We start from the raw sequence: 25,204 nt of genomic DNA, 5'->3' as shown, positions 1-25,204 counted from the left end.
TGTCAATTTTTCCTATACGTGGGCAAAAGGCCAGTCAGAACATAGAGTTGGCGCCACGTTTTAAAGCGGTTTGCAGTTTGCTAAACCTCTTATTTTTCAGCATTTTTCATAGAGGCACGGGATTACATGGAAATCGGTCTGCGCGAGTGGCTGATCGTCATCGGCATCATTGTCATTGCCGGTATTCTTTTTGATGGCTGGCGCCGTATGCGCGGCGGCAAGGGAAAGTTGAAATTCCGCCTGGATCGTAGCCTGTCCAACCTGCCGGACGACGACAGCAGTGCCGAACTGCTGGGCCCGCCCCGCGTGCTGGATACCCATAAGGAACCGCAACTCGACGAGCACGACCTGCCGTCGATGAGCGCGCCGGCGCGCGAACCGCGCGAATCCGGTTCCAAGCGTGGCAAGCGTGCCAGCGAGCCACAACAGGGCGACCTGAACCTCAACCTGGATCTGGACGGCGGCCCGAGCTTCAGCAGCCGCGACGATGACTTCCCGGATGAAACCAAGGCTTCCGGTTACGCCGACAAGGACCAGCCGCAAGCTGAAGAAGTGTTGGTGATCAGCGTGATCTGCCGTGACTCTGGCGGCTTCAAGGGCCCGGCGCTGTTGCAGAACATCCTGGAAAGCGGCCTGCGTTTTGGCGAGATGGATATTTTCCACCGTCACGAAAGCATGGCCGGCAATGGCGAAGTGCTGTTCTCCATGGCCAACGCGGTCAAGCCGGGCGTATTCGACCTGGACGACATCGACCACTTCAGCACCCCGGCGGTGAGCTTCTTCCTCGGCCTGCCAGGCCCGCGTCATCCGAAACAGGCTTTCGACGTGATGGTGGCCGCGGCGCGCAAGCTGTCCCAGGAGCTGAATGGCGAGCTGAAGGATGACCAGCGCAGTGTGCTGACCGCCCAGACCATCGAGCACTACCGTCAGCGCATCGTCGAATTCGAACGTCGCGCCCTGACCCAGAAGCGCTGAGCGCTTCGCGAGCCAGCCGCTCCGGCATAACCCTTGGCCTGTCGGAGCGGGCTCGCGATAGGGCCGAAGGGCCCACCCAGACAAATATTGAGCAGCCTAGGCTGCTCTTTTGCTTTTTGAGAGAACACCATGACCTCCGCCGAAACCCGCATTCTTGAGCTGCGCGCTGAGCTGGATCAGCACAACTATCGCTACCACGTACTCGACGAGCCAAGCATTCCCGACGCTGAATACGATCGCCTGTTCCATGAGCTCAAGGCACTGGAAGCCGAACACCCGGAGCTGGTCAGCAGCGACTCGCCCACCCAGCGCGTCGGCAGCGCGGCGCTCTCGGCCTTCACCCAGGTGCGCCACGAAATCCCCATGCTCAGCCTGGGCAACGCCTTCGAAGAAACCGACATGCGCGAGTTCGATCGCCGGGTGACCGAGGGTCTCGACCTGCCGGTAGGCGATCTGTTCGGTGGCGGTGCGGCGGTGGAATACAGCTGCGAGCCGAAGCTCGATGGCCTGGCGGTCAGCCTGCTGTATCTGGACGGCGTGCTGGTGCGTGGCGCGACCCGCGGCGACGGCACCACCGGCGAAGACATCAGCGTCAACGTGCGCACCGTGCGCAACATCCCCCTGAAGCTGCACGGCAGTGGCTGGCCGGCGACCCTGGAGGTGCGCGGCGAGGTGTACATGTCCAAGGCCGGTTTCGAGCGGCTCAATGCCGCGCAGCTGGAAGTCGGCGGCAAGACCTTCGCCAACCCGCGGAACGCCGCGGCCGGCAGCTTGCGCCAGCTGGACTCGAAGATCACCGCCAGTCGCCCGCTGGAATTCTGCTGCTACGGGATCGGCCAGGTCACTGCGGATATCGCCGACACCCATATCGGCAATCTGGAGCAGCTCAAGCACTGGGGCATGCCCGTCAGTCGCGAGCTGAAACTGGCCAAGGGGATCGACGAATGCCTGGATTACTACCGCGATATCGGCGAGCGCCGTAATGGTTTGCCTTATGAAATCGACGGCGTGGTGTTCAAGGTCAACAGCATTGCCTCGCAGCGCGAGCTGGGCTTCCGGGCTCGCGAGCCGCGCTGGGCGATCGCTCATAAATTCCCGGCGATGGAAGAGCTGACCGAGCTGCTGGACGTGGAATTCCAGGTCGGCCGCACCGGTGCGGTGACCCCAGTGGCTCGTCTGAAACCGGTCAAGGTGGCGGGTGTCACCGTCTCCAACGCGACCCTGCACAACATGGACGAAGTGGCGCGCCTGGGCCTGATGATCGGCGACACCGTGATCATCCGCCGTGCGGGCGATGTGATTCCGCAAGTGGTGCAGGTGGTCGTCGAGCGTCGTCCGGAAAATGCGCGCAAGGTGCATATCCCGCAGACCTGCCCGGTGTGCGGCTCCCATGTCGAGCGCACGCAGTTGATCAAGCGCAGCAAGGGCAAGGAAACCATCAGCGAAGGCGCGGTGTACCGCTGCGTCGGTCGCCTGGCCTGTGGCGCGCAGCTCAAGCAGGCGATCATCCACTTCGTTTCCCGTCGGGCGATGGATATCGAAGGGCTGGGCGACAAGACCATCGAACAACTGGTGGACGAAAAGCTCATTGGTTCGCCGGCCGATCTCTACAAACTCAAGTACGAGCAGATCATCGATCTGGAAGGCTTCGCCGAAGTCTCCAGCAACAAGCTGCTCAAGGCCATCGAGGACAGCAAGAAACCGGGCCTGGCGCGTTTCATCTACGCCCTGGGCATTCCCGATGTGGGCGAGGAGACGGCCAAGGTCCTGGCGCGCTCCCTGGCCTCTCTGGAGCGCGTGCAGCAGGCCTTGCCGGAAGTACTGACCTACCTGCCGGATATCGGCCTGGAAGTGGCTCACGAGATTCACAGCTTCTTCGAGGACAGCCATAACCAGCAGGTGATCGGTGCCCTGCTCGATCCGCAGCAGTGCGGGCTGCAGTTGCAGGATCAGGGCGATCTGGGCGCCGAGTTCGCTGCCAGCACCACCCTGGGTGGCATGCTCGACAAGCTGAACATCCCATCGGTGGGGCCGGGCGCGGCGCAGAAGCTGGCGGACAAGTTCGTCACCCTCGACGGTGTGGTCAAGGCGGACTGGCTGGACATGCGCCAGACCCTGCCGGAGAAGCAGGCCAAGGCCGTGCGCGAGTTCTTCGACATCGCGGAAAACGCCGAGCGGGCGCTGGCCATCGAGGCGCAGCTGCAAGCCTTCGGCATGCACTGGCGGAGCGAGAAGAAAGTGGTGGAAGGGCTGCCGCTGGCTGGCCAGACTTGGGTGCTCACCGGCTCGCTGGAGCTGATGAGTCGCGACGTGGCCAAGGACAAGCTGGAAAGCCTGGGCGCCAAGGTCGCCGGCTCGGTTTCGGCCAAGACCCACTGCGTGGTGGCTGGTCCCGGTGCCGGCTCCAAGCTGGCCAAGGCCAACGAGCTGGGCCTCAAGGTGCTGGACGAAGAAACCTTCGTGAGCTTCCTCGGCCAGCACGGCATCGCGGTCTGATCCCGTAGCCGCTGCCGAAGGCTGCGATCGACCGCGCAGCGGGCGTTGCTCTGTCGGGCGCCAGAAGGTCCTGCGGACCTTGTCGCAGCCTGCGGCAGCGGCTACATGGAATGGCGTTCCCCCGGCAGGAACGCCCTGAAGGCGATGGAACGATTATCTCGTCCATATGATCTAGTCTTGGCACGCCCAGGGAGAGATCGCCATGTACCGCTTCTTCGAACAGCTCAGTTCCCGTATCGCCGCGCCCTTTGTCCGTGAGGGCAGCCGCAACAGCAAGGTCTGGCCGTGTCGTTGCGGGCAGTCGCTGTTCTTTCGCAACAGCCAGTGCCTGGCCTGTTCGGCGGCCCTGGGTTATCAGCCTGAGCAGAGTCGCTTGTCGTCGCTGCAGCCAGGGCCGGAGGCCGATACCTGGCGGCTGGACGTCGACCCGCAAGCGGGGCTGTTCCGGCGCTGTGCCAACCTCGATACCCCGGCGGCCTGCAACTGGCTGCTGCCTGCGCATGGTGCCGGCACCTTGTGTGTGGCGTGCAGGTTGAACCGGACCATTCCCGATCTTGGCGTACTGGAAAACTCCGAGCGCTGGCGCATGGTGGAAATCGCCAAGCGCCGCCTGGTGGCGCAATTGGTGAGCCTGGGTTTGCCGCTGATCGCCAAGGCCGAGGATGAAGAGACCGGCCTGGCTTTTGATTTTGTCGGCATCGATCTGCAGGGCAGGGTGCCCATGACCGGCCACGCCAACGGCCTGATCACCCTCGACATCAAGGAGGCCGACGATGCGTATCGCGAGCAGGTGCGGGTACAGATGCGCGAACCCTATCGCACCTTGCTCGGTCACTTCCGGCATGAGGTGGGGCATTACTACTGGGATCGCCTGATCGCAGGCAGCCATTGGCTGGAGCCCTGTCGCGCACTGTTCGGCGACGAACGCGCGAGCTACGCCGAAGCCCTGGAGCGGCATTACCAGCAGGGCGCGCCGAACGATTGGTCGCAGACCTGCGTCAGCGCCTACGCCACCATGCATCCCTGGGAGGACTGGGCGGAAACCTGGGCCCATTACCTGCACATGATGGACGCGGTCGATACCGCGCTGGGCTTCGGCATGAGCGCCCGGGAAATGGACTTCGACTACCAGCCGTTCCCGCTGGATACCCTGTATGACCCGCAGCATCCCGGCGGCCCGGCGTTCCTGGCCTTCGTCAACGCCTGGATCGAACTGGCCGGCATGCTCAACGAACTGTCGCGCAGCATGGGCCAGCCGGATTTCTATCCCTTCATCCTGCCGCCGGCGGTGATCGCCAAGCTGCACTTCATCCACCAGGTGATCCAGCAGGCCGGCGGCAAGGCCGACGAAGCACTCGAACAAGCCTGAACCCACCACTTGCTTCGCTCCTACCAAGGGCGGTTAGCGAGCTGTGCGCACGCCATCGAGCAAGGCATCGACCACCGCGCGAGCCATCTCCACGGAATGCACCATGGACCAGATCAGCCCGCGTTCGATGCCGCTGCCCTGTTCGGTGATTTCATCCGAGACTTCTTCGGCGCATTTGAGCAATAGCGAGACATGCATCAAGGCTTCTTCGGCATTCACCCCGGCCTGCACCGCGAACAGCGGGCGTTGCTGGGCGTCGCGCAGGCCGAACGGCTGGCTGCAAGTTTCTTGCAGTTGTGCCAGCAGCGGTTGTTTTTGGTCATGGAGCGACAGGAGCAGGGAGGCATTGGCTGCATCCAGTTCTGGATCGCGTAGTCGGCGCGGGGCAGTGAAGGGTGGGTCGGGGACGAGCTTTTTCATGTGTGCGATTCCTTTAGCATTTAAGGAACTGCCAAATCTCACTTCCACATGAGGGGTGGCAGCCGTGCGTAGGTGTGGAAGACCGGAGCTAAAGGAATCCGGCGCACCCAAAGGTGCCCCACGCACAGCCGCCATAGAACAAGTTCACCAGTGCCATGAGGCGCCCGTGCTTGTTGATAGGGTTGTACGTCCTTAGCTCCAGACTTCCACATCCGGGTCGTTGAAATTGCAACGACCCCCGCAGACTGCCCGATCAAATTCAAGGGTACAACCCGCCCAAAGGCGTTCCAGAGTTTCTAGGAAACCCCTTACAAAACAAAGCGAAAAATCGACTGCTGGCTCGTCGCAAAACTGCCATCTCGTTCTTGCGCGGTCCCTGTAGCCGCTGCCGCAGGCTGCGATCGGTCGCGCAGCGGCCGCAATGGCGGGCAACAGGGTATTTCGTTGCTGCTCGACACATGGTTGGCAACTGCTTCGCAGTCGAGCGCAGCCTGCGGCAGCGGCTACAGGAATCGGCAAGCGAGCGGGGTAATGATCCAAGTACTTGAAGCGGTTCAGATTTTTTAATCTTTACAGAGCGGTTGTAACTTCGCCGCAGATAGGTACAATGGCGCGGCTCGCCGTCAGGTGAGCGTCGTTATGGTGACCCCATTGGTCCCCTCGCAACGATCAGCCGTGAACCCGGTCAGGCCTGGAAGGGAGCAGCCGCAGCGGTGACATTGTGTGCCGGGGTGTGGCTGGTGGGGTTGCCTCCATAACGCAAGTCCTTGAATTCTCAAGGAATTCTCAGTCAAAAATCTCGAAGTGTGACAGCGTTTAGGTACACCTAAGTGGTGCACTGTGCTGGGCATTCTATCTAGGCGCCATTCTTATCCCAAGCTCTTTTAGGACCTCGATCTCGGTATTGGGTTCGTCTCGTGCTGCCTGCGACCTACACTCGTCCCTATTTCCCGGGGGCGTCTGAATGCGGGCTAAAAAAAGAGGCGCTTGAAAGTACCTACGCATCATGGCATTTTGCCCTAAACGCCAGTGCACAGGGATTGTCATGCCGATGTCTTTATCCACATACCACGGAGCCCTTAAGAGTACGTTGGGGGGCGCTCGGAGTATTTGATCCCATCTTCAATCGCGATATGCAATCTGGGGTGGTGCCGATGTTTGATAACTCGGGGGTAAGCTAATTGGATAGAGCTTACTGTATTAGTCTTAAGCGAGAAGTTAGTGCCAAAGAGGCAGTCGAGCTCTACTTTCGGCAAGTAATCACGCGAAAGGACGATTTTGCGTGTTTGGACTCGACTTGTAGAGCGAGGTATGTTTGTGCGAATTTAGGGCGATCAATCTACAAAGTTGACCACTATTTCAAGACTGCTCGTGGGTCTGAAAGGCATTTTCCGGGCTGCTCATTTGAGCCGAAATATGTAGCTCCAGTTCTTACTCTGTCAGGAAAGGGTAGAAGAGAAAGAGCCTCTATAACTGATGCTGCAGAGATTGTGTTTGAGACAAAACGTCGTAAAGGATATTTCGGTGTTCCTTCTCGTGCAGGCAATTTCCCTATTGATAAAGTCATAAGTCTTCGTTACGTGTCTCGGGGGCGACCAGTAGGAAGTTCGGGGGTTGCTAATCCGAAGTGTTATTCGATTGAAGCACTTTTAAATGGGGGGTGGCCCCTTGGTCGAGGGCTGGCTATTGATGGAAACTCGGGTACAGTTAGATCTCTCTTCGTTCCGATAGATAACCAGTCTCCTAACATTTATAGAAAGCATGTCTATTGTGGCTTGGCTGTCAATGTCGATACCTGTGATAAGTATTTCCACTTTAAATTTGGTAGAGGCTTCTCAGTCCCGCACAAGGGAGCCCATGTTGTTGTTAGGCTCTTGGGGGCCGCTGTCTCAGATTCGATTAAGCAAGCGCCTTCCTATTATAAAATGCTCCTAGAAAAGATTTTGAAAGTGGCTAAAGGCGTGAGTAAGCGTCCGGCAGAGCCGTTTTTCTTGTATGTGTTAGGTGTGCCCAAATACGATCAGTCTCAAGGTGTCTGGAGGCTAGATGTTGAAAGTTTAGATCACATATATATGGAGATGCGATGCCGTCGCTCTGATCTTATAGCGAATATACACCGTGACCCGGACCTTAATGAGCACTATTTCGTATGATGTCTATTGGCGCGTCTAGTGCAGGTGTTAAGGTGTGGTTATGACTAGTATGAGCGGTGCGTTGTTGTCTTAGAGTTTGATGCGCTGCTTGTGCAGTCATTGCTGTGAGTAATGTTTGATGGTTTGTGAAGTTTTCGATGGGCAGAATAATAGCGATGGGGGCGGTCGAAAGTGGAGTTCCAACAAAATGAAGAGCGTATTAATCAAGAGTGGGTTACCCTTAATGCCATAAGGGGTATGATCAAGATCGCTACAAAAGGCGACATGGCAAAAGGAACATATGATAATTCACTTGATCTCGGTGGTGAGCTATATCCAGAGTTGCTGGGGCCTGAAAATAGTCTGCTCAGGAGGCAGCGTGAGAGTGAAACCGCGCGTGAGTACAGGCAGCGAGCTGAGCTAGAATCAATTGAGTCAAATACAAAGATTACGGCGCTAATTTTGTTGGAGGCTGAAATAGAAAAGTTGTCTCGATTGCTGGATGTGGCAAAAAGAGACAGTCATAAAAAAGAACAGACAGATCAAATAAAAAAGCGTCTTAATTTGCTTAAAAAAGCCAAGGAAGAGCTTTCTCCTGCGTCGCATTCGGAGAATAAGTTAATATTTCGGGATGCATATAATGTTGAGAGGAATATGCCTGTGCTCGGAAATGGGCTTGGGAAAAAAGACTTTATGCTTCCCGATGGAAATTTTTTGCGCTTGCGAGTGCTGCATCCTGATCGACCTGAGCATATTACGGGGGCGGATATAATATATGAAAGGCACGACCCGATAACGGATTTGACAAGCGTGGTAATGGTCCAATACAAAATTTGGGACAAGAAAGCATTGTATCTTTCTGATGATAGAATGAAAGCTCAGATTAGCAAGATGGAAGCTTTTGGGTGCAAGCGAGGACTGTGCAAAGAAAGTAGTACTGCAGCCCATTACCGTTTCCCTTATTGCTCCAGCTTCTTGCGACCTACGGACAAGTTACAATCCGCTGATCAGAAATTTATTTCCAGTGGTGAGCATTTGCCTATATGCATGATTGAAGAGTGCAAAAGTAAAGGGGCTCGAGATGGAGAGAAATTAGAGTACGATAATATTCGCGCTGTTTCTTTGTCTGGGGAGTTGTTCGAGGAAATGTTCAATCGAGGGAAGATTGGGTCGAGGTTGCTTACTCAAGAAGAATTGGTTGAAATGTATACCGATGCATCCGTCATAGATTCTAGTGAAACGGTTGTTATATATGCACAAGAATTTTAGTGAATTTATTTGTGTGATGCATAGCTGTTGATGTTCTCCAGCCCTGTTTAAGTGACTGTGTTAGGAGCGTATGTCGCCCATCCTCAGGTTTTATTGACGCCTCTAAGGTTTTTTGTGAGATCGAGTTAGGCAGATCTAAGTGTTTGGGGCTTGTTTCTGCTGATGAGTGGTTAATCGAGTATTCTGGTATTTTTGCAGATGAAAAGATAAGCTGGTTGGTGGGTTTAAATTGTTCTTGTGAAGGGCAGTGGGGCACTATCTGCGCTAATAAATGGTTTGTTTTTTTGCATCGCTGATGTAAGTTACTGTATGTGTCAGAGCTTGTATGCTCATTTGCAAGGGCATACGCCTATGCACTGAACTGGCACGCAAACTACGAAATACAAGCCCTCTACCCAAGCTGCAAGCATTCACAGGTGTGGGTAGTTAATCTGCCACCAGTTGAACAAAGCAACACATATGCTCATGCCACCCAATACAAAGGGAGTAACGTGGTCGAAGAACCAAGGCGATACAATCGCGCCTCTGGCGAAAACATACCATTTGACTAGCGTTGCAACGAGGCGAGAAGGAGTTGTCGTGAATGCTTGACCACCACTCTGATGGTGCTCGTTTCCGCCCACCGTGTAGTGAATGTAAAAAGAATAGCGAATTTCGTTTCTCGTTCTGCTGTCCAGCTTTCGAACTATCGCGAGTTTGTCTGGGAGGGCTGTGCCCTTTGGTGGGTTTCTCTCGTGATGAGTCATCTTTCCCTTGGGATTGAAGCTGATGAGTTTGAACTCGCCATCAACAGTGCCGGGTGACTTTTCAATTAGCTCCAAAACATGATTTCGCATCTCTTTCTTGCCTAGACGTTTGACGACTCCGATGAGCGCCTTCTCATACAGGTCGTGCATTGCAAGATCAAAGCGGAAGCTGCCTTCGGGGGTTCGTTGATACAGCCTCAACCACAGATAGGCGTTGATACCAGCCAGAACCATCCAGACGTTTTGAACGTTTTTCTTGAGTCTGATCTCATTCCCGAGCAGTTTGAAAGTCGAAAGGTCAGCGCCGAAGTACCACAGCAGCAGGACTACAGTTGAAAAACCGATCAAGTAGCCTCGGGCTTTGTTGAAATCTGGCGTATCCGTTTCACCCACGTTTTCCCCTCCAAGCTGCCCACGTAAAAGAGCATGGGCAATTCTCGCAAAGCAACTCAGCCGGCTGGCTGACCAAAATGCTGCGTAATCTTTTTCAACACAGAATCGGGGGCGTTGAATGTGAGTTTCCCGTCAACGAGTTTCACCTCTGTTTGAGCAAGCTCTTCCTCGCTCAGGAAACCAGCTATCTTTTCTTGCGTCAGCCGCAGTACGCCGGCACCCAAGTCAAAATTCCCACTTCTACGGATAGGCATTGTTCCTCAACTTCGCGATGAATGAGCCACTACTGTAGCATCATTTTTCTCTGCTTCCTGGACGGCCAAGGCACGCCAGAAAATCCACCATGCCCCGCCAAAATTTTCGGTGCACTTCGATAGTGGTTTGGTTTGTCACTGGCAAAAAATAAGCTGGCGACCTATTCGGGGTGCTTAGCTAAGTGCGAGGGGGGCGAATGAGGGCCGCTGCTTCTCTAAAATAAGTTGAAGCGTTCTCAAACACAGAGACGACAAAGCCCCGCGTTGGCGGGGCTCTAGGGCGTCGTGTAAACCTTTACAGAGAGTCGCGGGTTATGCGGCCTTCGTTTCTTTCTTGATCCTGTAGACGGTGGCAACACCACAGCCAGCAAGCTTGGCGACTTCGTCAGCGGACATTGTTGGATGCTTCCGCATCAGCGACTGAACTTCTTCCCACTTGGCAGTATTCTTTCCTTTTCCTTTTGGCTTCCATTCAGGGTCAGCAGCTTTCTTGTTCTTTAAACCCTGCATGATACGCTCCACACGCTTCTCTTGATCGAGTCTGGCCATGGTGGCCATCAGGTCAATCAACATGTTGTTGATCACATCCATGATTTGCCCCGTGATGCCCTTCGCTTCAACCAACATGTGACTGGTGGGAAGATCAGCCACAACCAGCCGAAGCCCCTTGGCCTTGATAGTGGCCTTAAGAGTGTCCCAGTCCGCTTGTGAGAGGCGACTCAGGCGGTCTACAGACTCGACCAATAGCACGTCTCCACTCTCGGCAGTGTCGAGCAGAGCAAGCAGCTCAGGACGGTTGAGCTTGGTGCCACTGATGTTCTCGGCGTATACGCCAACGATTTTCAATCCCTTCTCACCAGCGAACAATTCCAATGCGACTTTTGCACGATTGGCATCTTGGTCTTTGGTCGATGCACGGAGGTAAAGGTGAGCGTTCATTGAAAGACTATCCTTTGATCTTTAATTCAATAGATCAATGATAATTGAATCAAATAGGTATCTCAAATAGTTATTTGATAGCAGCTCATGGGCGACTATCGAACTACCGGATAGGTCTACTTCTGTGATAGCGCCCATTCATTCGTGGGACAGTGGAACGATGATGGCTAACGGCTATAGTCAAGACGCCACGAATTGCTGGCGATGGAGGGACAAGGAGACGTTATGGCACTGTATAAAAATGGCGGGGCACTGACCCACACGCTCGATAACGCATTTGATGGAACTCACCCCCCCGGAACCGCTGCCCCTCACCCAGGAATCTATAAGTGCACCGGTTGCGGAGATGAGATCGCAATTGCTGGTGGGCATACCTTGCCACCCCAGAATCATCGGCAACACAACACTGGGGCAAGAATTGCATGGCAGCTGCTGGTGTATCCTGTCCAGCAGAACTAGCTGAAACTGATCGATCTTGCGGATTTGTGGTGCTGATCGCAGCTCTGCAAGGTCGTTTTTCTAGATAGAGTCATGGGCGGCAATTGAACTCTCTGCCAGCAGAGACAACTCAAACTCTTCTACCAGTTCTGCAAGACCAATCCCCAAGACCTTGCACAGGTCGCGAAGCTGCACAATGTCCAAGCGACGGGTTCCGCTTTCAACGTCGCTCATGAAGGATTGTGGACGGCCCAGGGCCTTGGAGCACTGTACTTGAGTCAAGTCAGCAGCTTTCCTGTACTTCTTCAACAGTGACAAAAGCACAGCGTGTTCGGGTCTATAGATCGTCTTTGACATGGTTGACTGGCTACGGGTGGGTAGCCTCTCAACCTATATCCGGTTTTCAGATATCTGAATTTCAGATATTATCGATCACAGGTACACGCGCTATCCATCGACCGAACAAGGACAATCATGAACGACCAGTTCTACTTCCTGAGCAGTCAAAAGAAGACTACAAACCACATCCTGCACCTGCTGCTCTGTATCCCAACTTTTGGCCTGTGGCTGATCGTGTGGTTCATCGTTGCTTCGAGCAATCAAAGCCACAACAAGAAACTCGACAAGCAAATCAATCAGATCATGCACTACAAGACACAGGGTTTAAGCGATTCCGACACCTACCAGCAGATCAAGTCGGACAAGCTGAACAGTGATGTCCTCCAAGGAAGGGTGATATTCGTGGTTCTGGTTGTAGTCTTTCTGTACTTCTACCTGCGCTAGTTGTCTCCCACTGAAAGCGGAGTTGGTTGGAATAATCTCCTCGCTCCGCTGAAGTGAGTGTTTGCACTGAAAACGTCAGTTTTCAACAATGGTCAGCGCCGGCGTGATCGCCGACATTCCTTCGGATGTACTCCAACAAAAAAATTACACAAATCCAGCTCTTTGCTTGTGATCTTGATCTTGTTTGTTGGTGCAGACACAATACGGACGTATTCGGTAATATCTCATCAGCGGATGCTGACAGTTATTACACGTTACCTCCGGTGGAGCAGAGCAAGAGCTTGGATGTGTGTTGATTTCATTTATTTATTAGTGTGCTGATCCAGAATCGGGACGATGCAGGTAGATGCTAATTCCCAGTGTGTAGCTGTGAACGTTCCGTCCCAACAGTTTCCTTCGACGACAGTCACCGAAGAGCCTTCTTATATAATAGATTTTTATCAAGCCCCTTGAGTTACGTGGCCTACAGGCGATTTCTTGCGTAACTTTCTCAGAAAATCTACGCAGCCATGTTGATGCATTGATCCATCGCCATTGCGTACTCCAGTCTCGAAGACAGCCCGTCCGTCGGACGATACCAGTCCATAACGTACTCTCCACGTGTGTAGTCACTCCCCCTGAAAACGAATCGTGGGTTGATAGCGAGCTTGATTTCACCTTGGCGAATGTGGCCATTTCGCGAGGTTGTGATACGCAACATATTCGCCGCTTCCAGAACCTTCAGCTTCTTTATCAGATTCGATTCAGCAGTACCTAAAGCCTTCGCCAAATCGGCTTGAGTCATGAAGATGACATTGCGGTACACAACCAGTTGATGCAGTCTTTCCAGCAGTCGTTGCTGGGGTAGTGTGACGCGGCAATCGACGCCATATCGACACCACACACCATGGGCATGGTCCACTTCATCACGCAGCGAATGCAAAGTATGTGGAGGCAGTGTGCGGCGATCAACAAACTTCAAGTAGCGTTCAAAGTCGTCCACGCTTCGGCAGAGGCTAAGACTGGACTGATAGTCGACTGGGGTGGAAAAGATCGATGGTTTATCATCATGACCATGGATTTCTCCCGTGAGCTTGTCTACGACAAGGCCTTCAACGGTGATCAGATTAGTTGAGGTGATAGTGGGGGGCATGCTGCTCATTATGGTTCTCCTTTAGTCAGTTCATTGCATAGGCATTCCTCTCGGGTTGTGCCGGTTAGTTATTCGACGCCCACAAAAAAGCCTCATCTAAAACCCTGTCGTAACAGTGTTCGCGTGAGGCTCTTCGAGTTGTCGATCTGTCCGTTGAGACAGGCGATCATCATACACTTTCTAGATAATAAGTCAATCCCGCTATTGACTTTTCAATCGACTGGATTTTCAGGGAACCTACTTTCGGAATGAGAAAGGCCCTTTGCTTAGTCCAAAAGGCCATGTAGCCCAATAAACATTGGATTGAGTGGCCAGCTGGCGTCCAAGTAGCGGCAAATCTGATGCACGTTTTACCGAGGTTAATTGCCGGTATTCGAAGGTTTTTTCCGTGCCTAAACGTCAATGTTGGGCACTGACGTGCTAGTCAGTCGCCCAGTTAGTTATCGTTGGTTGGTCAGGCGATGTGCTGTAGAGCTTCTGCCATCGCTTTCAGTGGCGCTCTACTGCCATAGACGCCGAATGTCACCGCACTGTCTTCATGGCCAACGATCCGTTTGATCAGCGAGTCTTGCACGCCAGCATCCCGTAGTTCATCTATCAGTGTGTGGCGAAAAGAGTGAAAGGTCTTCTTTGGGTCGGTAATCCCTCGTTTTGTCTTGTAGCGTCCGAACCATTTTGAAACGGCATGGCCAAGCTTTCCCCGTACTGGCTCAAGCTCAGGGAACAACCGGTCTATCCCGCTGGCCTTGATCGACTCAACATGTCGCAGCAGGCCAAGTTCGAACAAAGTGGGGTGGAGGGGCAGTAAGCGTCGGCTGCTGGAGTTCTTCAAGTTCTGACCCTCGTTGCTGTCATCGATCCGAATGCATTGGATTCCCTGTTGCTGGGTGAAGTCATCGACGCGCAGCTGACATAACTCTTCCAATCTTGCACCTGTGTAGCGGCCTAGCAATGGTATCCAGTACCGCCAAGGGTGTTTATGAGACTCCGCCTTGAGTCCATCCGGATTGAGCAGGGTCATCAGGTCGTGTTGTTCAAATGAAAGTCGAGCGTCCTTGGCTGGTCCTGTCTTTACCTTCAGACCTGCTAATGGATTATCCGCAATGTAGTCATTGGCCTTGCACCAGTTGAGAAAGGCAGAGAGTTTGCGTAGTCGGTTGTTCACCGTTACCGCAGAGATGGTTTTGTACGTGCTAGCCGACTCGACAACCTGTCGCAGTGTCTTACCTTCGAACTCGGGGCGTAGGCCAAAGTATTGAGGACATCGACTCAACCGTTCCTTCAGTAGTCGAGCTTGCTGGGTATCGAAGTCTTCGACGAGCATGTCACCCATCAACTCGAATAAATCGCGTAGAGCACGCTCCACCTCGAAGGTGCTGACAGTTCGCCACGTGCCGCCACGCTTACCTTCTTCTATATAGAGCTTCGACAGACTAGACAGAGTCGGGCCATTAGCGGCTGATCTTGCTGGCTTGGCTATGGGCTGGTGTAAGCGGCGTATTGAGAGCGGGGCAGGGCACGTATCTCTCCATCCAGTGCAAAGCCTACGCAGCGTTGGGATGTCTGCCAGAGGGTGTTCGGATAGGTGTCCGTGTATCTGCTGGGCAAGGGAGGCAGCGAGGAACAAGGCGCTCTGACGCTCGCGAATGTTCAAGCTCAAACGCAATGTGTGACAGCGTGGGAACAGATGTTTGGGAAGGCGGAGATTCAAGTAATAGAAGGCGCCGCGACGGACAATGTAGGTCATGTGTGACACTCGTGTGTGACAGCAATGTGTGACAGTGCTGGCTACACCCCGAGTTTTTGACGTCTTTCAGTGGCGTGTTTCGCACCTGATTCCAAGTGCGATAGTCCCCGAGCAAAACCCCGTCAGCCCAGACGCAGTGAGCCTTTCAGCGAACTGCGAAGCATGCTTGCATGCCACCTCGGTCAGGCCTGGAAGGGAGCAGCCGCAGCGGTGACATTGTGTGCCGGGGTGTGGCTGGTGGGGTTGCCTCCATAACGCCCTCTGTCGGTCCTCGACGAATATTCTGAGTTCTCCCCTCTGTTTTATCCTGATCTGGCCACTCGCCGGTCGCTCGTTTCATTTCCCCAATCGTTCCTGCAACAACTGCGCAAACGCGTCCCGTGCGGTGTGGCGTTGTATTTCCTTGTTCCAGACAAAACGAATGTCGATCGGCTGCAGATCGGCGAAGCGGTGGCGCGCCAGGCCCGTGGATAGGGTGTAGCGGTCGAGCACGCCTTCCGGGGCCAGGGTCATGCCGGCACCGGCGCTGACGCAGTCGATAATGGTGCCCCAGCTCGCGTAGCCGATGATGGTCGCGGTCACGTCATGGGCGTTCAGCCAGTGCTCCAGGGCGCGGCGGTAAGGGCAGCCGCCGGGCCACATGAACAGGGTCTGGCCTTGCAGGTCCCACGGGTTCAGCACGGGCGCGGCGTCGGCGCTGGTAACCAGTACCAGTGGCTCGTTGTAGAGGGCGGTGCGCTCCAGTTTCGGGGGGAGGGTGTCGACCGCGACCAGTGCGCCATCGATCCGGTGATGTTGCAGTTCCTCGAACAGCTGCGACCAGGTGCCGGTTACCAGCTCCAGAGTGACCTGTGGAAAGCGCTGATGGAATTCCGCCAGCAGGGGCGGCAAGCGCCCGCCGGCGCAGGATTCGATGGCGCCGATGCGCAGGATGCCGCTGGGTTCGGCCTTGCGGTCGACCGCCCGTTTGGCCTCATCCACCAGGGCCAGGATGCGCTCGCTGTAGCCGAGAAAGATTTCCCCGTCCGGACTGATTTTCAGCCCGCGGCCGGCGCGGATAAACAGGCGGGTGCCCAGCTCGCCTTCCAGTTGCTTGAGGCGGTTGGTGATGTTGGAGGGCACGCAATGCAGTTGTTCGGCCGCTCGGGCAATGCTGCCGGTGCGGGCGACCGCTTTCACCATTTTCAGTTGGCTCAGTTCCATTGCTCATTTCCAGTGAGGTCTGGTCTCAGTATCCGTTAATTGTGGTGAGTTGTGGCAGGCGGGAGACTGAAGGCCTTCCTTGTGCTGCCGAGTGCTTGTGTCTTGAACATCTCTCCTGCGTTGAAGCTGGTCCTGGCGACCGCCGCGGTCATTCTGTGTTGGGCCTACTCCCCGGTGGGTATCCACATCGGGCTGGAAGGCTACGAACCTGGCCATCTGGCGTTGCTGCGCTTTCTGATTGCCTCGCTGTTCATGGGTGCAATCGCCCTGGTGAAAAGAATCTCCCTGCCGCGTTGGCGCGATCTGCCCAGGTTGCTGGTGCTGGGCTTTTTCGCCATCGCCCTGCATCACGTCAGCCTCAACTATGGCCAGCAGGGGTTGAGCGCGGGGGCATCCAGTGTGCTGGCGCAGTCGGCGCCGATCTTCAGCACCCTGATTGCGTTTTTCTGGTTGAGGGAGCCGGTCAGCGGTTGGCGCTGGGGTTGTGTCGGGCTGGGGTTGCTGGGGGCGGTCGTGGTGGTCTGGGGCGACCAGGGTGTGGCGTCGATCGAGCCCCGGGGATTGCTGGTGCTGCTGGCAGCCTTCTCCTGGGGCTTGTACTTCGTTTTGCAGCGGCGCTATTCGGGGCGTTACGACCTGCTGACCACCGTGTGCTACATGGTCTGGGCTGGCACCTTGCTGTTGAGCCTGTATTGGCCGGGGCTGGCGGTCGCGGTGGTCCAGGCGCCGTGGCGGGTGAACCTGGCGGTGTTGTTGCTGGGGCTGTTTCCCAGTGCGCTGGCTTACCTGGCGTGGGCCTATGTGCTGGCGCGGGTCGAAGTCAGCCGGGCATCCATCGCCATGTACCTGATACCGCCGATCGCCATGCTGCTGGCGGCGCTGGTCCTGCATGAGCGGGTGCATGGCGCGGTGATCGTGGGCGCGGCGATCGTCCTCGGCAGCGTAATGGCGATGCAACTGGAGGGGCGCTGGGCGCAGCGCCGCTCCGTACTGCCGGGCACTATCGGCATGGCTCCTGTTCAGTCCGGGGCGAGGCAAAACACCCTGAGCCGATGCCCGTCCGGGTCCAGGGCGACGAAGGTGTAGCCGAAGTCCAGGGTGGTCGGGGCCTGGGCAATGTTTACGCCGGATTCGGCCCATTGGTCGTGCAGCAGGTCGACGGTCTGCTTATCGGCCGCGGCCAGGGCCAGTTCGCCGCCACCGCCGGTGACTTGGGTGGCTGGCTCGACATCCTGTCTGGACCAGAGGCCGAGCTTGAGCCCCGAATCAAGAATGAACAGGGCAAAGGTCGGCGACAGCTCGACCGGTGGCCTGTCCAGCAGGCGGCTATAAAAGTTGGCGCTGGTGGCGGGGCTGTCGACGTAAAGCAGAAGGTAAGTGCTGGTAGCGATCATCTGGACTCCTGGGAAGGTTGGGCTGCGCACGCCAGCTTAAGGGGCGCCGCTGTCAGTTCCTGTCAGGAGTCGTCTGGCGTAAATGAAGAGGAGGCAGGCTATCGGCTTCGATAGGTCTGCCTCCTCTGCGTGTTGCTCGGCTCTAAGGCTTGGACAAGGCCAGGTCTACCGCTGCTATCAGCTTTCCCAGGTCCTTCGGGGTGGCTTTGTGAATGACACCGAACAGATACGCCCGCTGTTCGTCTTCGTCGCCCAGATCTGCGAAAAAGGCTTTCAGCTTCACCCCGAGTACATCGGCCAGCAGGAACAGGGCTTCCACACTGGGGGTGTAGGTGCCGGTTTCGAAGCGGCTGATGGTTTTAGGGTCAAAACCGGTTTTTTCGCCTAGTTCAGCCTGAGTAAGCCCCGCTACCTTGCGGTAACGCCTGATGGCTGGACCCAAACTTGAAATTTGCATCGCTCAATTCCCATTTAGAATCAAGAACTTAACGATAAATCTTTGCATTAGGCAACGCCATGATTCATCACCTTGCCTTGCAAAATGTGATGCAATTCGTAGAATCGACGCTTCGGACAGGCATTTGGTGATCTAGTTTCAGAAGATGAACTGATGAAACAAGAACTCATTGCATTTTCCTTGTTCACCAGAATCGAGGGTATGGCGCAGGCGCGAACGTCTCGCTGATGATTGCCAGTGTCCCACCCGCCAAATTCGGCTGATCCCTAACTGATTTTAGTTGATCTTCGTCGATTCGAAGGTCAATGACGGTGCCGATCGCTGTACGGTTGCAATTGCGTCAGGTGGGGCGAGACGGTGCGCCATTTTCCTCGGTCGGCCTCTTGCCGGCTTGTCTGGGCTGGCATTGTCGAATGCTGTCTATGGAGTTTTAACGTGCGTCTGAATGTGCCGGTCATCTCTGTTCAGCAGATACCTTCGGACCAGCAGCCTAAGCCTGCCTGGGTTTGCGAAGTGAGTGAGGATGAACGCCCAAACATCTCTTCCGGGCCTCGTGCCTTGGTCGAGCGGTTCAACCGCTAGCGACAGTGAGCCAGACTCATGGATGAGAAATACCGCAGGGCCGTGGACGCAGCCGCCATTTTTTCCGAGACCGACCTGACCGGCCGGATCACTTACGTCAACGACCAGTTCTGTTCGATTTCCGGCTACAGCCGTGAAGAGCTGCTGGGCGCCAATCACCGGATCCTCGGCTCCGGCCTGCACCCTCCCGAATTTTTCAGCAGCATGTGGCGCACCATTGCCCTGGGCCAGGTCTGGAAGGGCGAGATCTGCAACCGGGCCAAGGATGGGACCTTGTATTGGGTCGACAGCACTGTCGTGCCCTTGCTCGATGAGGCCACTGGTCGGGTCCAGCGTTATGTGGCGATCCGTTTCGATATCAGCGAAAAACGGCGCTTGTTGCACTCGCTGCAATGGCGGGTCGGGCACGATGTGCTGACCGGTTTGCCCAACCGTTCCTTTCTGTCCGACCTGCTCAACCAGGCGCTGGATTACTCGCGCAAGGAGAACATTGCGCTGGCGGTGTGCATGCTCGATCTCGACGGCTTCAAGGCGGTCAACGATGGCTACGGGCATGCCAGTGGCGACCTGTTATTGGTGGAGGTAGCGGCGCGCCTGCGCTCGATCATTCGCGGCGAAGACGTGGTGGCGCGGCTGGCCGGGGACGAGTTCGTGCTGATCCTGCGTCATGTGCGTGACATTCGCGAGTTGCGGGCGGCGCTGCACCGGGTGCTGGGGGTGATCGCCACGCCTTATCTGATCCAGGACAAGGAGATCAATGTCTGCGCCAGCATCGGCGTCACGCTGTTTCCCGCCGATAACGATGATGCCGACACCTTGCTGCGGCATGCCGACCAGGCGATGTACGTGGCCAAGCAGAGCGGGCGCAATCGCTTCCACTTGTTCGATGTGTCGCGGGACCGCGAGGTCAAGGCCACCCACCAGACAGTGGAGCGAGTCCGGCAGGCGCTGGCGGCCGGCGAGCTGTGCCTGCACTTTCAGCCCAAGGTCAACATGCGCAGCGGCGAGGTGGTGGGTTTCGAGGCGTTGCTGCGTTGGCAGCATCCGCAGCGGGGCATGGTTGCGCCTCGGGAGTTCCTGCCGCTGGTGGAGGAGACCGACCTGATCGTCGATATCGGCGAGTGGGTGATGGAGCAGGTCATGGCCCAGTTGCGGCAATGGCAGTTGGCCGGACAGCGTTGGCCGGTCAGCGTCAATATCGCCGCGCGGCATTTCCAGCGGGGGGATTTCGTCGACCGGCTCAAGGCGGTGCTCGAGCGCCATCCGCAGATTGCCCCGCAGTTGCTGGACCTGGAAATCGTCGAGGCGGTGGCGGTGGAGAATCTCCAGCACGTCAGCGCTTGCCTCGAGGCCTGCCAGGCGCTGGGCGTGCAATTCTCCCTGGGGGATTTCGGCACCGGGCATTCGTCGCTGAGTTACCTCAAGCGCTTGCGCACCCAGACCATCAAGATCGACCGCATGTTCGTGCGCGACATGCTGCACGACAAGGGCGACCTGGCGCTGACCCAGGCCCTGATCGGCCTGGCCCGGGCGTTTGACCGGCAGGTGGTGGCCGAAGGCCTGGAAACCATGGAGCACGGCGAGTTGCTGATGTCGCTGGGCTGCGACGTGGCGCAAGGCTATTTCATCGCCCCGCCCATGCCGGCCAGCGAGGTGCCGGGCTGGGTGGCGACCTTCCTGCCGCCGCTGGAGTGGTGTCCGCAGGACGAAGCCGGCTGACAGCTATGGCGCCCCATAGCTTTGCGGGACGCTCTCGGTCGGCCTGCGGCCGGTGTACAGGCCGATGATGTCGTCGATCTCTCCTGACATCTTCATGCGCAACAAGGTGCGCAGCACTCGTTGCACCGGTAGCGCCGGATCGTTGCGGATGACGCAGCCGACCGCCTGTTCCTGGAGGATGGCCACGCCGTGCAACTGCTGGTCGGGTGGCAGGGTCTGATTGAACCAGTCCAGCGTCCATTGGTTGCTCACCGCGTAGCGGTAGCGGCCGGCCCAGAGTTTTTGCAGCACCTGTTCCTGGTTGCGCGCGTCGTCGCGGATCAACTGGCGGCTGTCGAACAAGGGTTGCAGGGAAGGGTAGGTGTAGCTGAGGACGGTGCCGATGGGCTGCGCCGGCAGGTCCCTGGGAATGACCGGGAGCGGGGGCTGCTCGCGGCTGATCAGCAGGTCGCGCTGGACGAACAGCGGGATACTCCAGATGTAATCGCCGGACGGGTTGGACAGCCAGGACTGGGCGGCATAGCAGCGGATATCGATTTCCCCATGATCCATGGCCGCTTGTACGCGGGCCCGGGCCAGAACATGGAATTCGGCCGGGTTGCCAACCTGGGTGGCGAGGCTGGCCATCAGGTCGTGGAGAATGCCCTGGGTGGGCCGGCCACGTTCGATCTGTACCACGGGCATGGCCCAGCTGTCGGGGATCGAGAAGCGCAGGGCCGGTTCTGCGGCAAAACCATTCATGGCAACCAGCAGAAAGGCGCCCAAGGCTAAACGCATAGAGTCTCCACGCAGGAAAAGGTCACTGACGAGCCCGACAAAGAGCAGCTTAGCCAGATTAGACGAGCGCACCGGATGCAATTTCGCCCTTGCTCCGCTAGCATTACGGGCTTCCGCTTCCCAGTTGCGACGGTTTTCGATGAGTTATCAGGTTCTTGCACGTAAATGGCGTCCGCGCTCGTTCCGCGAAATGGTCGGCCAGACCCATGTGCTCAAGGCTCTGATCAATGCCTTGGACAGCCAGCGGCTGCACCATGCCTATCTGTTTACCGGCACCCGCGGGGTGGGCAAGACCACCATCGCGCGGATCATTGCCAAATGCCTGAACTGTGAAACAGGCATTACTTCCACGCCCTGCGGCACCTGTTCGGTATGCCGCGAGATCGACGAAGGGCGTTTCGTCGACCTGATCGAGATCGACGCCGCGAGCCGGACCAAGGTCGAGGACACGCGCGAGCTGCTGGACAACGTGCAATACGCCCCGAGCCGCGGACGCTTCAAGGTCTACCTGATCGACGAAGTGCACATGCTGTCCAGCCACTCGTTCAACGCCTTGCTGAAGACCCTGGAAGAGCCGCCGCCCTACGTCAAATTCATTCTGGCGACCACCGACCCGCAGAAACTTCCGGCAACGATTCTTTCGCGCTGCCTGCAGTTCTCCCTGAAGAACATGACCCCGGAGCGAGTGGTCGAGCACCTGACTCACGTGCTGGGCGTCGAGAACGTGCCGTTCGAAGACGACGCGCTGTGGCTGTTGGGCCGCGCTGCCGACGGTTCGATGCGCGATGCCATGAGCCTCACCGACCAGGCCATCGCCTTCGGCGAAGGCAAGGTCATGGCCGCCGATGTGCGGGCGATGCTCGGCACCCTTGATCACGGCCAGGTCTACGACGTCCTGCATGCGCTGATCGACGGCGATGCCAAGGCCTTGCTGGAGGCCGTGCGCCACCTGGCCGAACAGGGCCCGGACTGGAACGGCGTGCTGTCGGAGATTCTCAATGTCCTGCACCGTGTGGCCATTGCCCAGGCCTTGCCGGACGGTGTCGACAACGGGCATGGCGACCGCGACCGGGTGCTGGCCCTGGCCCAGGCGTTGCCGGCCGAAGATGTGCAGTTCTATTACCAGATGGGCCTGATCGGCCGGCGCGACTTGCCGCTGGCGCCAGATCCTCGGGGCGGTTTCGAGATGGTCCTGCTGCGGATGCTGGCCTTCCGGCCAGCGGACTCGGCAGACGCGCCGAGACAACCGCTAAAGCCAGTGGGGATCAGCCAGGCCACAGTTGATTCCGCCCAATCCGTGGCTGGCGCAGCCGTTGCTGCGCCGGTAGTTGCCGCCGCCGCGCCGGTTGCGGCGCCGGTGGTCGAGGCCACTCCCGTGGCCGTACCTGCCGCAGCCCCGGTTGCAACGCCCGCACCTGTTTCAGCAGCGCCGGTGGCGCCTGCACCGCAACCTGTGGTCGAGACGCCGCCAGAGGCAGCGCCTATCGTCGCCGAAGAGGTGATCGACCTGCCGTGGAACGACCCGGTCGAACCGGTCGTCGCGCAGCAACCGGCCGTCGAGCCCGTGCTGGAGACCGCCGCAGAGCAGCCTGAGCTGACTCCGATGCCGACCCCAACCCCGGACAGCGTGGTGCCGGACGCGCCGGAATGGGTCAGCGCCCCGGTGCCGGAGCCCAGCGTTGCCGAGGTCGATGCCGCGACACCGGGGATCGACCTGGACGACGAGCCACCGCTAGACGAAGACTACATCGAGCCGGACATGGATTCGGCCTACAGCTACCTGGACGAACTGGCCAGCGAGCACGCCGCCGATCCCGAGCCGGAACCCGAGCCGTTGCCAGCCGCCCAGCCGGCCACCGGCCTGGCGCTGGAGTGGCTGGAGCTGTTCCCGAAGCTGCCGATTTCCGGGATGACGGCGAGCATTGCCGCCAACTGCACCTTGATCGCCGCCGAGGGCGACAACTGGTTGCTGCACCTGGACCCGGCCCACAGCGCCTTGTTCAACGCCACTCAGCAGCGGCGCCTGAACGATGCCCTGAACCAGTACCACCAGCGCACGCTGACGGTGAGCATCGAGCTGATCAAGCCCGAGCAGGAGACCCCGGCCCAGGCCGCGTCGCGCCGCCGGGCCAATCGCCAGCGCGAGGCCGAGGAGTCGATCCACGGCGATCCGTTCATCCAGCAGATGGTGCGGGAGTTCGGCGCGGTGGTCCGTCACGATACTATTGAACCTGTCGAGGCCCTGGTCAGCCAGGGTTAATAACTGAAGGGCGCCGGGCCTTGAGGTCGGGCGCTGTTTTTATCCAAGTACTTTGAGGTGATTCCCATGATGAAAGGTGGCATGGCCGGCCTGATGAAGCAGGCGCAGCAGATGCAGGAAAAGATGGCCAAGATGCAGGAAGAGCTGGCCAACGCCGAAGTCACCGGCAAGGCCGGTGGCGATATGGTCACCGTGGTCATGACCGGTCGTCACGACATCAAGCGCGTGAGCATCGACCCAAGCCTGCTGGAAGGCGTCAGCGAAGATGACCGCGAAGTGCTGGAAGATCTGTTCGCCGCCGCCGTCAACGACGCCGTGCGCAAGATCGAAGCCAACAGCCAGGACAAGATGTCCGGCGTGACCGCTGGCATGCAACTGCCACCGGGTATGAAACTGCCGTTCTGATTCGCGCCCGCGCATCGGTCGGACTCGAAAATGCCAGGCATCGCGCCTGGCATTTTTGTTTGTGGCCCCTGTAGCCGCTGCCGCGGGCTGCGATCGAGCGCGCAGCGGTCGTCATTCAGGCGATGGGGTCTGGCTGGATGATTGCGGTTGCCGTGCAATCGATCGCAGCCTGCGGCAGCGGCGAGGGAAGAGAAATATCGAACGCCGATCGCAGTACGATGGTCTGCACTCTGTATGGCCCGATTCAATTCTCGATAAGGAGTTGCTCTGATGTCGCAAGCATTGACCCTCAACCAGCGCATTGTTCTGGCCTCCCGGCCCCAGGGCGCGCCCGTGCCGGAAAACTTCCGCCTGGAGCGGGTGGCGCTGCCGGACCTGGCGGACGGCCAGGTGCTGCTCAAGACCCTTTACCTGTCGCTGGACCCCTATATGCGCGGGCGCATGAGTGATGCGCCGTCCTACGCCGCCCCGGTGCAAATCAACGAAGTGATGACCGGCGGCGCAGTCAGCCGGGTCGAGCGCTCGCTGAATCCGAAATTCCAGGAGGGTGACCTGGTGGTGGGCGCCACCGGATGGCAGAGCCACAGCATTTGCGACGGGCGTAACCTGATACCGGTGCCGGCGGGTTTGCCCAGCCCTTCGATGGCCCTGGGCGTGCTGGGTATGCCGGGCATGACCGCCTACATGGGCCTGATGGACATCGGCCAGCCCAAGGCCGGGGAAACCCTGGTGGTGGCCGCGGCGTCGGGCGCCGTGGGCTCGGTGGTGGGGCAGGTGGCCAAGATCAAGGGGCTGCGGGTGATCGGTGTGGCGGGCGGTGCCGACAAGTGCCGCTATGTGGTCGAGGAGCTGGGGTTCGATGCCTGTATCGACCATCACAGTCCGGACTTTGCCGACGAACTGGCGCAGGCCTGCTCCGAGGGCGTGGACATCTACTTTGAAAACGTCGGTGGCAAGGTGTTCGATGCGGTGTTGCCGTTGCTCAACCCCAAGGCGCGGATTCCGCTGTGCGGGCTGATCGCCCAGTACAACGTTCAGGAGTTGCCGCCAGGACCTGATCGCCTGCCACTGTTGCAGCGTCAGCTGTTGACCAAGCGCGTGCGCATCCAGGGGTTTATCGTGTTCGACGACTACGGCGATCGGCAGCCGGAGTTTGTCAGCGCCATGGCGCCCTGGGTGCTGCAGGGCAAGGTCAAGTTCAAGGAGGATGTGGTAGACGGCCTGGAGCACGCGCCGCAAGCCTTCATCGGGCTGCTGGAAGGGCGCAACTTCGGCAAGCTGGTGGTGCGGGTCGCCCCGGACTGAGCATTTGAC

The 25,204-nt window shown here is 57.6% G+C and carries 21 protein-coding genes and 1 other RNA gene; 11 read left to right on the top strand and 11 right to left on the bottom strand.

Annotation, left to right across the window (positions count from 1 at the left end):
* Positions 1-126: 126 nt before the first annotated feature.
* The 3 genes from zipA to AC07Y9_RS01355 all read left to right on the top strand — a co-directional run bounded on the left by zipA (position 127) and on the right by AC07Y9_RS01355 (position 4,840).
* Positions 127-975, top strand: coding sequence for a cell division protein ZipA (gene zipA, locus AC07Y9_RS01365; protein WP_009042941.1), 849 nt, complete (start codon positions 127-129; stop codon positions 973-975).
* A 129-nt stretch (positions 976-1,104) separates the two neighbouring features.
* Positions 1,105-3,471, top strand: a complete 2,367-nt coding sequence (gene ligA, locus AC07Y9_RS01360) for an NAD-dependent DNA ligase LigA (RefSeq protein WP_102678807.1) — start codon at positions 1,105-1,107, stop codon at positions 3,469-3,471.
* 202 nt (positions 3,472-3,673) lie between these two features.
* Positions 3,674-4,840 carry a zinc-binding metallopeptidase family protein gene (locus AC07Y9_RS01355; protein WP_102678808.1) on the top strand — a complete coding sequence of 389 codons (1,167 nt, stop codon included), beginning with the start codon at positions 3,674-3,676 and terminating at the stop codon, positions 4,838-4,840.
* 33 nt (positions 4,841-4,873) lie between these two features.
* Here the strand turns inward: AC07Y9_RS01355 and AC07Y9_RS01350 are convergent, their stop codons facing one another.
* Entirely contained in the window at positions 4,874-5,260 is a 387-nt protein-coding gene (locus AC07Y9_RS01350) for a DUF6124 family protein (RefSeq protein ID WP_102678809.1), read from the bottom strand.
* 649 nt (positions 5,261-5,909) lie between these two features.
* Here AC07Y9_RS01350 and ffs point away from each other — a divergent pair.
* Both ffs and AC07Y9_RS01340 read left to right on the top strand, forming a co-directional pair.
* An RNA gene (gene ffs, locus AC07Y9_RS01345) (signal recognition particle sRNA small type) lies at positions 5,910-6,006 on the top strand.
* Between the two features lie 1,578 nt (positions 6,007-7,584).
* Positions 7,585-8,661 (top strand): hypothetical protein, encoded by a 1,077-nt coding sequence (locus AC07Y9_RS01340; RefSeq protein WP_256580869.1) that lies wholly within the window; start codon positions 7,585-7,587, stop codon positions 8,659-8,661.
* A 410-nt stretch (positions 8,662-9,071) separates the two neighbouring features.
* On the opposite strand, the gene AC07Y9_RS01335 is transcribed toward AC07Y9_RS01340, so the two are convergent.
* From AC07Y9_RS01335 to AC07Y9_RS01320, 4 genes are all read right to left on the bottom strand, one after another.
* The gene (locus tag AC07Y9_RS01335; RefSeq protein WP_102678811.1) at positions 9,072-9,800 is read right to left on the bottom strand and encodes a hypothetical protein; all 729 of its coding nucleotides are present in this window, start codon (positions 9,798-9,800) and stop codon (positions 9,072-9,074) included.
* Positions 9,801-9,856: 56 nt separating this feature from the next.
* Positions 9,857-10,024, bottom strand: coding sequence for a hypothetical protein (locus AC07Y9_RS01330; protein ID WP_256580870.1), 168 nt, complete (start codon positions 10,022-10,024; stop codon positions 9,857-9,859).
* Between the two features lie 342 nt (positions 10,025-10,366).
* Positions 10,367-10,993 carry a recombinase family protein gene (locus tag AC07Y9_RS01325; RefSeq protein WP_102678813.1) on the bottom strand — a complete coding sequence of 209 codons (627 nt, stop codon included), beginning with the start codon at positions 10,991-10,993 and terminating at the stop codon, positions 10,367-10,369.
* Positions 10,994-11,512: 519 nt separating this feature from the next.
* On the bottom strand, positions 11,513-11,788 hold the full coding sequence (locus AC07Y9_RS01320) for a helix-turn-helix domain-containing protein (RefSeq protein WP_102678815.1): 276 nt from the start codon (positions 11,786-11,788) through the stop codon (positions 11,513-11,515).
* A gap of 117 nt (positions 11,789-11,905) precedes the next feature.
* Between AC07Y9_RS01320 and AC07Y9_RS01315 the strand changes: the two genes are divergently transcribed.
* Positions 11,906-12,214, top strand: coding sequence for a hypothetical protein (locus AC07Y9_RS01315; protein ID WP_102678816.1), 309 nt, complete (start codon positions 11,906-11,908; stop codon positions 12,212-12,214).
* Between the two features lie 499 nt (positions 12,215-12,713).
* Here AC07Y9_RS01315 and AC07Y9_RS01310 read toward each other — a convergent pair whose 3' ends face one another.
* The 3 genes from AC07Y9_RS01310 to AC07Y9_RS01300 form a co-directional block, all read right to left on the bottom strand.
* Positions 12,714-13,355 carry a replication/maintenance protein RepL gene (locus tag AC07Y9_RS01310; RefSeq protein WP_102678817.1) on the bottom strand — a complete coding sequence of 214 codons (642 nt, stop codon included), beginning with the start codon at positions 13,353-13,355 and terminating at the stop codon, positions 12,714-12,716.
* Between the two features lie 445 nt (positions 13,356-13,800).
* The gene (locus tag AC07Y9_RS01305) at positions 13,801-15,093 is read right to left on the bottom strand and encodes a site-specific integrase (protein ID WP_102678818.1); all 1,293 of its coding nucleotides are present in this window, start codon (positions 15,091-15,093) and stop codon (positions 13,801-13,803) included.
* A gap of 336 nt (positions 15,094-15,429) precedes the next feature.
* Entirely contained in the window at positions 15,430-16,296 is an 867-nt protein-coding gene (locus AC07Y9_RS01300) for a LysR family transcriptional regulator (RefSeq protein ID WP_102678819.1), read from the bottom strand.
* A 102-nt stretch (positions 16,297-16,398) separates the two neighbouring features.
* On the opposite strand from AC07Y9_RS01300, the gene AC07Y9_RS01295 reads away from it, so the two are divergent.
* A complete protein-coding gene (locus AC07Y9_RS01295; RefSeq protein WP_102678820.1) occupies positions 16,399-17,382 on the top strand; it encodes a DMT family transporter in 984 nt (327 codons plus the stop codon).
* Here the strand turns inward: AC07Y9_RS01295 and AC07Y9_RS01290 are convergent.
* Complete coding sequence (locus AC07Y9_RS01290) at positions 17,316-17,690, bottom strand: VOC family protein (RefSeq protein ID WP_102678821.1); 375 nt, start codon at positions 17,688-17,690, stop codon at positions 17,316-17,318. The two genes, AC07Y9_RS01295 and AC07Y9_RS01290, sit on opposite strands and share 67 nt — an antisense overlap.
* A gap of 142 nt (positions 17,691-17,832) precedes the next feature.
* Positions 17,833-18,147: a helix-turn-helix domain-containing protein gene (locus tag AC07Y9_RS01285; protein ID WP_007922376.1), complete on the bottom strand. Its 315-nt coding sequence runs from the start codon at positions 18,145-18,147 to the stop codon at positions 17,833-17,835.
* A 600-nt stretch (positions 18,148-18,747) separates the two neighbouring features.
* Between AC07Y9_RS01285 and AC07Y9_RS01280 the strand changes: the two genes are divergently transcribed.
* On the top strand, positions 18,748-20,448 hold the full coding sequence (locus AC07Y9_RS01280; RefSeq protein ID WP_102678822.1) for a putative bifunctional diguanylate cyclase/phosphodiesterase: 1,701 nt from the start codon (positions 18,748-18,750) through the stop codon (positions 20,446-20,448).
* 3 nt (positions 20,449-20,451) lie between these two features.
* Here the strand turns inward: AC07Y9_RS01280 and AC07Y9_RS01275 are convergent, their stop codons facing one another.
* Positions 20,452-21,225 carry a substrate-binding periplasmic protein gene (locus tag AC07Y9_RS01275; RefSeq protein ID WP_053260282.1) on the bottom strand — a complete coding sequence of 258 codons (774 nt, stop codon included), beginning with the start codon at positions 21,223-21,225 and terminating at the stop codon, positions 20,452-20,454.
* Between the two features lie 139 nt (positions 21,226-21,364).
* On the opposite strand from AC07Y9_RS01275, the gene dnaX reads away from it, so the two are divergent.
* From dnaX to curA, 3 genes are all read left to right on the top strand, one after another.
* Positions 21,365-23,485, top strand: a complete 2,121-nt coding sequence (gene dnaX, locus AC07Y9_RS01270) for a DNA polymerase III subunit gamma/tau (protein ID WP_102678823.1) — start codon at positions 21,365-21,367, stop codon at positions 23,483-23,485.
* Positions 23,486-23,551: 66 nt separating this feature from the next.
* Complete coding sequence (locus AC07Y9_RS01265; protein WP_007922383.1) at positions 23,552-23,890, top strand: YbaB/EbfC family nucleoid-associated protein; 339 nt, start codon at positions 23,552-23,554, stop codon at positions 23,888-23,890.
* 270 nt (positions 23,891-24,160) lie between these two features.
* Positions 24,161-25,195 (top strand): NADPH-dependent curcumin/dihydrocurcumin reductase, encoded by a 1,035-nt coding sequence (gene curA / locus AC07Y9_RS01260; RefSeq protein WP_102678824.1) that lies wholly within the window; start codon positions 24,161-24,163, stop codon positions 25,193-25,195.
* The last annotated feature ends 9 nt before the right edge of the window (positions 25,196-25,204 follow it).

Source organism: Pseudomonas sp. GW456-L12 (assembly GCF_059424045.1).
This window is presented reverse-complemented; position numbering and strand designations above follow the sequence as displayed.

Bases quoted from the DNA above. Each gene is read 5' to 3' on its own strand.
- AC07Y9_RS01355 (WP_102678808.1), top strand. From the start codon at position 3,674: ATGTACCGCTTCTTCGAACAGCTCAGTTCCCGTATCGCCGCGCCCTTT.
- zipA (WP_009042941.1), top strand. From the start codon at position 127: ATGGAAATCGGTCTGCGCGAGTGGCTGATCGTCATCGGCATCATTGTC.
- AC07Y9_RS01290 (WP_102678821.1), bottom strand. From the start codon at position 17,690: ATGATCGCTACCAGCACTTACCTTCTGCTTTACGTCGACAGCCCCGCC.
- ligA (WP_102678807.1), top strand. From the start codon at position 1,105: ATGACCTCCGCCGAAACCCGCATTCTTGAGCTGCGCGCTGAGCTGGAT.
- AC07Y9_RS01320 (WP_102678815.1), bottom strand. From the start codon at position 11,788: ATGTCAAAGACGATCTATAGACCCGAACACGCTGTGCTTTTGTCACTG.
- AC07Y9_RS01280 (WP_102678822.1), top strand. From the start codon at position 18,748: ATGGATGAGAAATACCGCAGGGCCGTGGACGCAGCCGCCATTTTTTCC.
- AC07Y9_RS01350 (WP_102678809.1), bottom strand. From the start codon at position 5,260: ATGAAAAAGCTCGTCCCCGACCCACCCTTCACTGCCCCGCGCCGACTA.
- curA (WP_102678824.1), top strand. From the start codon at position 24,161: ATGTCGCAAGCATTGACCCTCAACCAGCGCATTGTTCTGGCCTCCCGG.
- dnaX (WP_102678823.1), top strand. From the start codon at position 21,365: ATGAGTTATCAGGTTCTTGCACGTAAATGGCGTCCGCGCTCGTTCCGC.
- AC07Y9_RS01275 (WP_053260282.1), bottom strand. From the start codon at position 21,225: ATGCGTTTAGCCTTGGGCGCCTTTCTGCTGGTTGCCATGAATGGTTTT.
- AC07Y9_RS01305 (WP_102678818.1), bottom strand. From the start codon at position 15,093: ATGACCTACATTGTCCGTCGCGGCGCCTTCTATTACTTGAATCTCCGC.
- AC07Y9_RS01285 (WP_007922376.1), bottom strand. From the start codon at position 18,147: ATGCAAATTTCAAGTTTGGGTCCAGCCATCAGGCGTTACCGCAAGGTA.
- AC07Y9_RS01310 (WP_102678817.1), bottom strand. From the start codon at position 13,355: ATGAGCAGCATGCCCCCCACTATCACCTCAACTAATCTGATCACCGTT.
- AC07Y9_RS01315 (WP_102678816.1), top strand. From the start codon at position 11,906: ATGAACGACCAGTTCTACTTCCTGAGCAGTCAAAAGAAGACTACAAAC.
- AC07Y9_RS01325 (WP_102678813.1), bottom strand. From the start codon at position 10,993: ATGAACGCTCACCTTTACCTCCGTGCATCGACCAAAGACCAAGATGCC.
- AC07Y9_RS01300 (WP_102678819.1), bottom strand. From the start codon at position 16,296: ATGGAACTGAGCCAACTGAAAATGGTGAAAGCGGTCGCCCGCACCGGC.
- AC07Y9_RS01265 (WP_007922383.1), top strand. From the start codon at position 23,552: ATGATGAAAGGTGGCATGGCCGGCCTGATGAAGCAGGCGCAGCAGATG.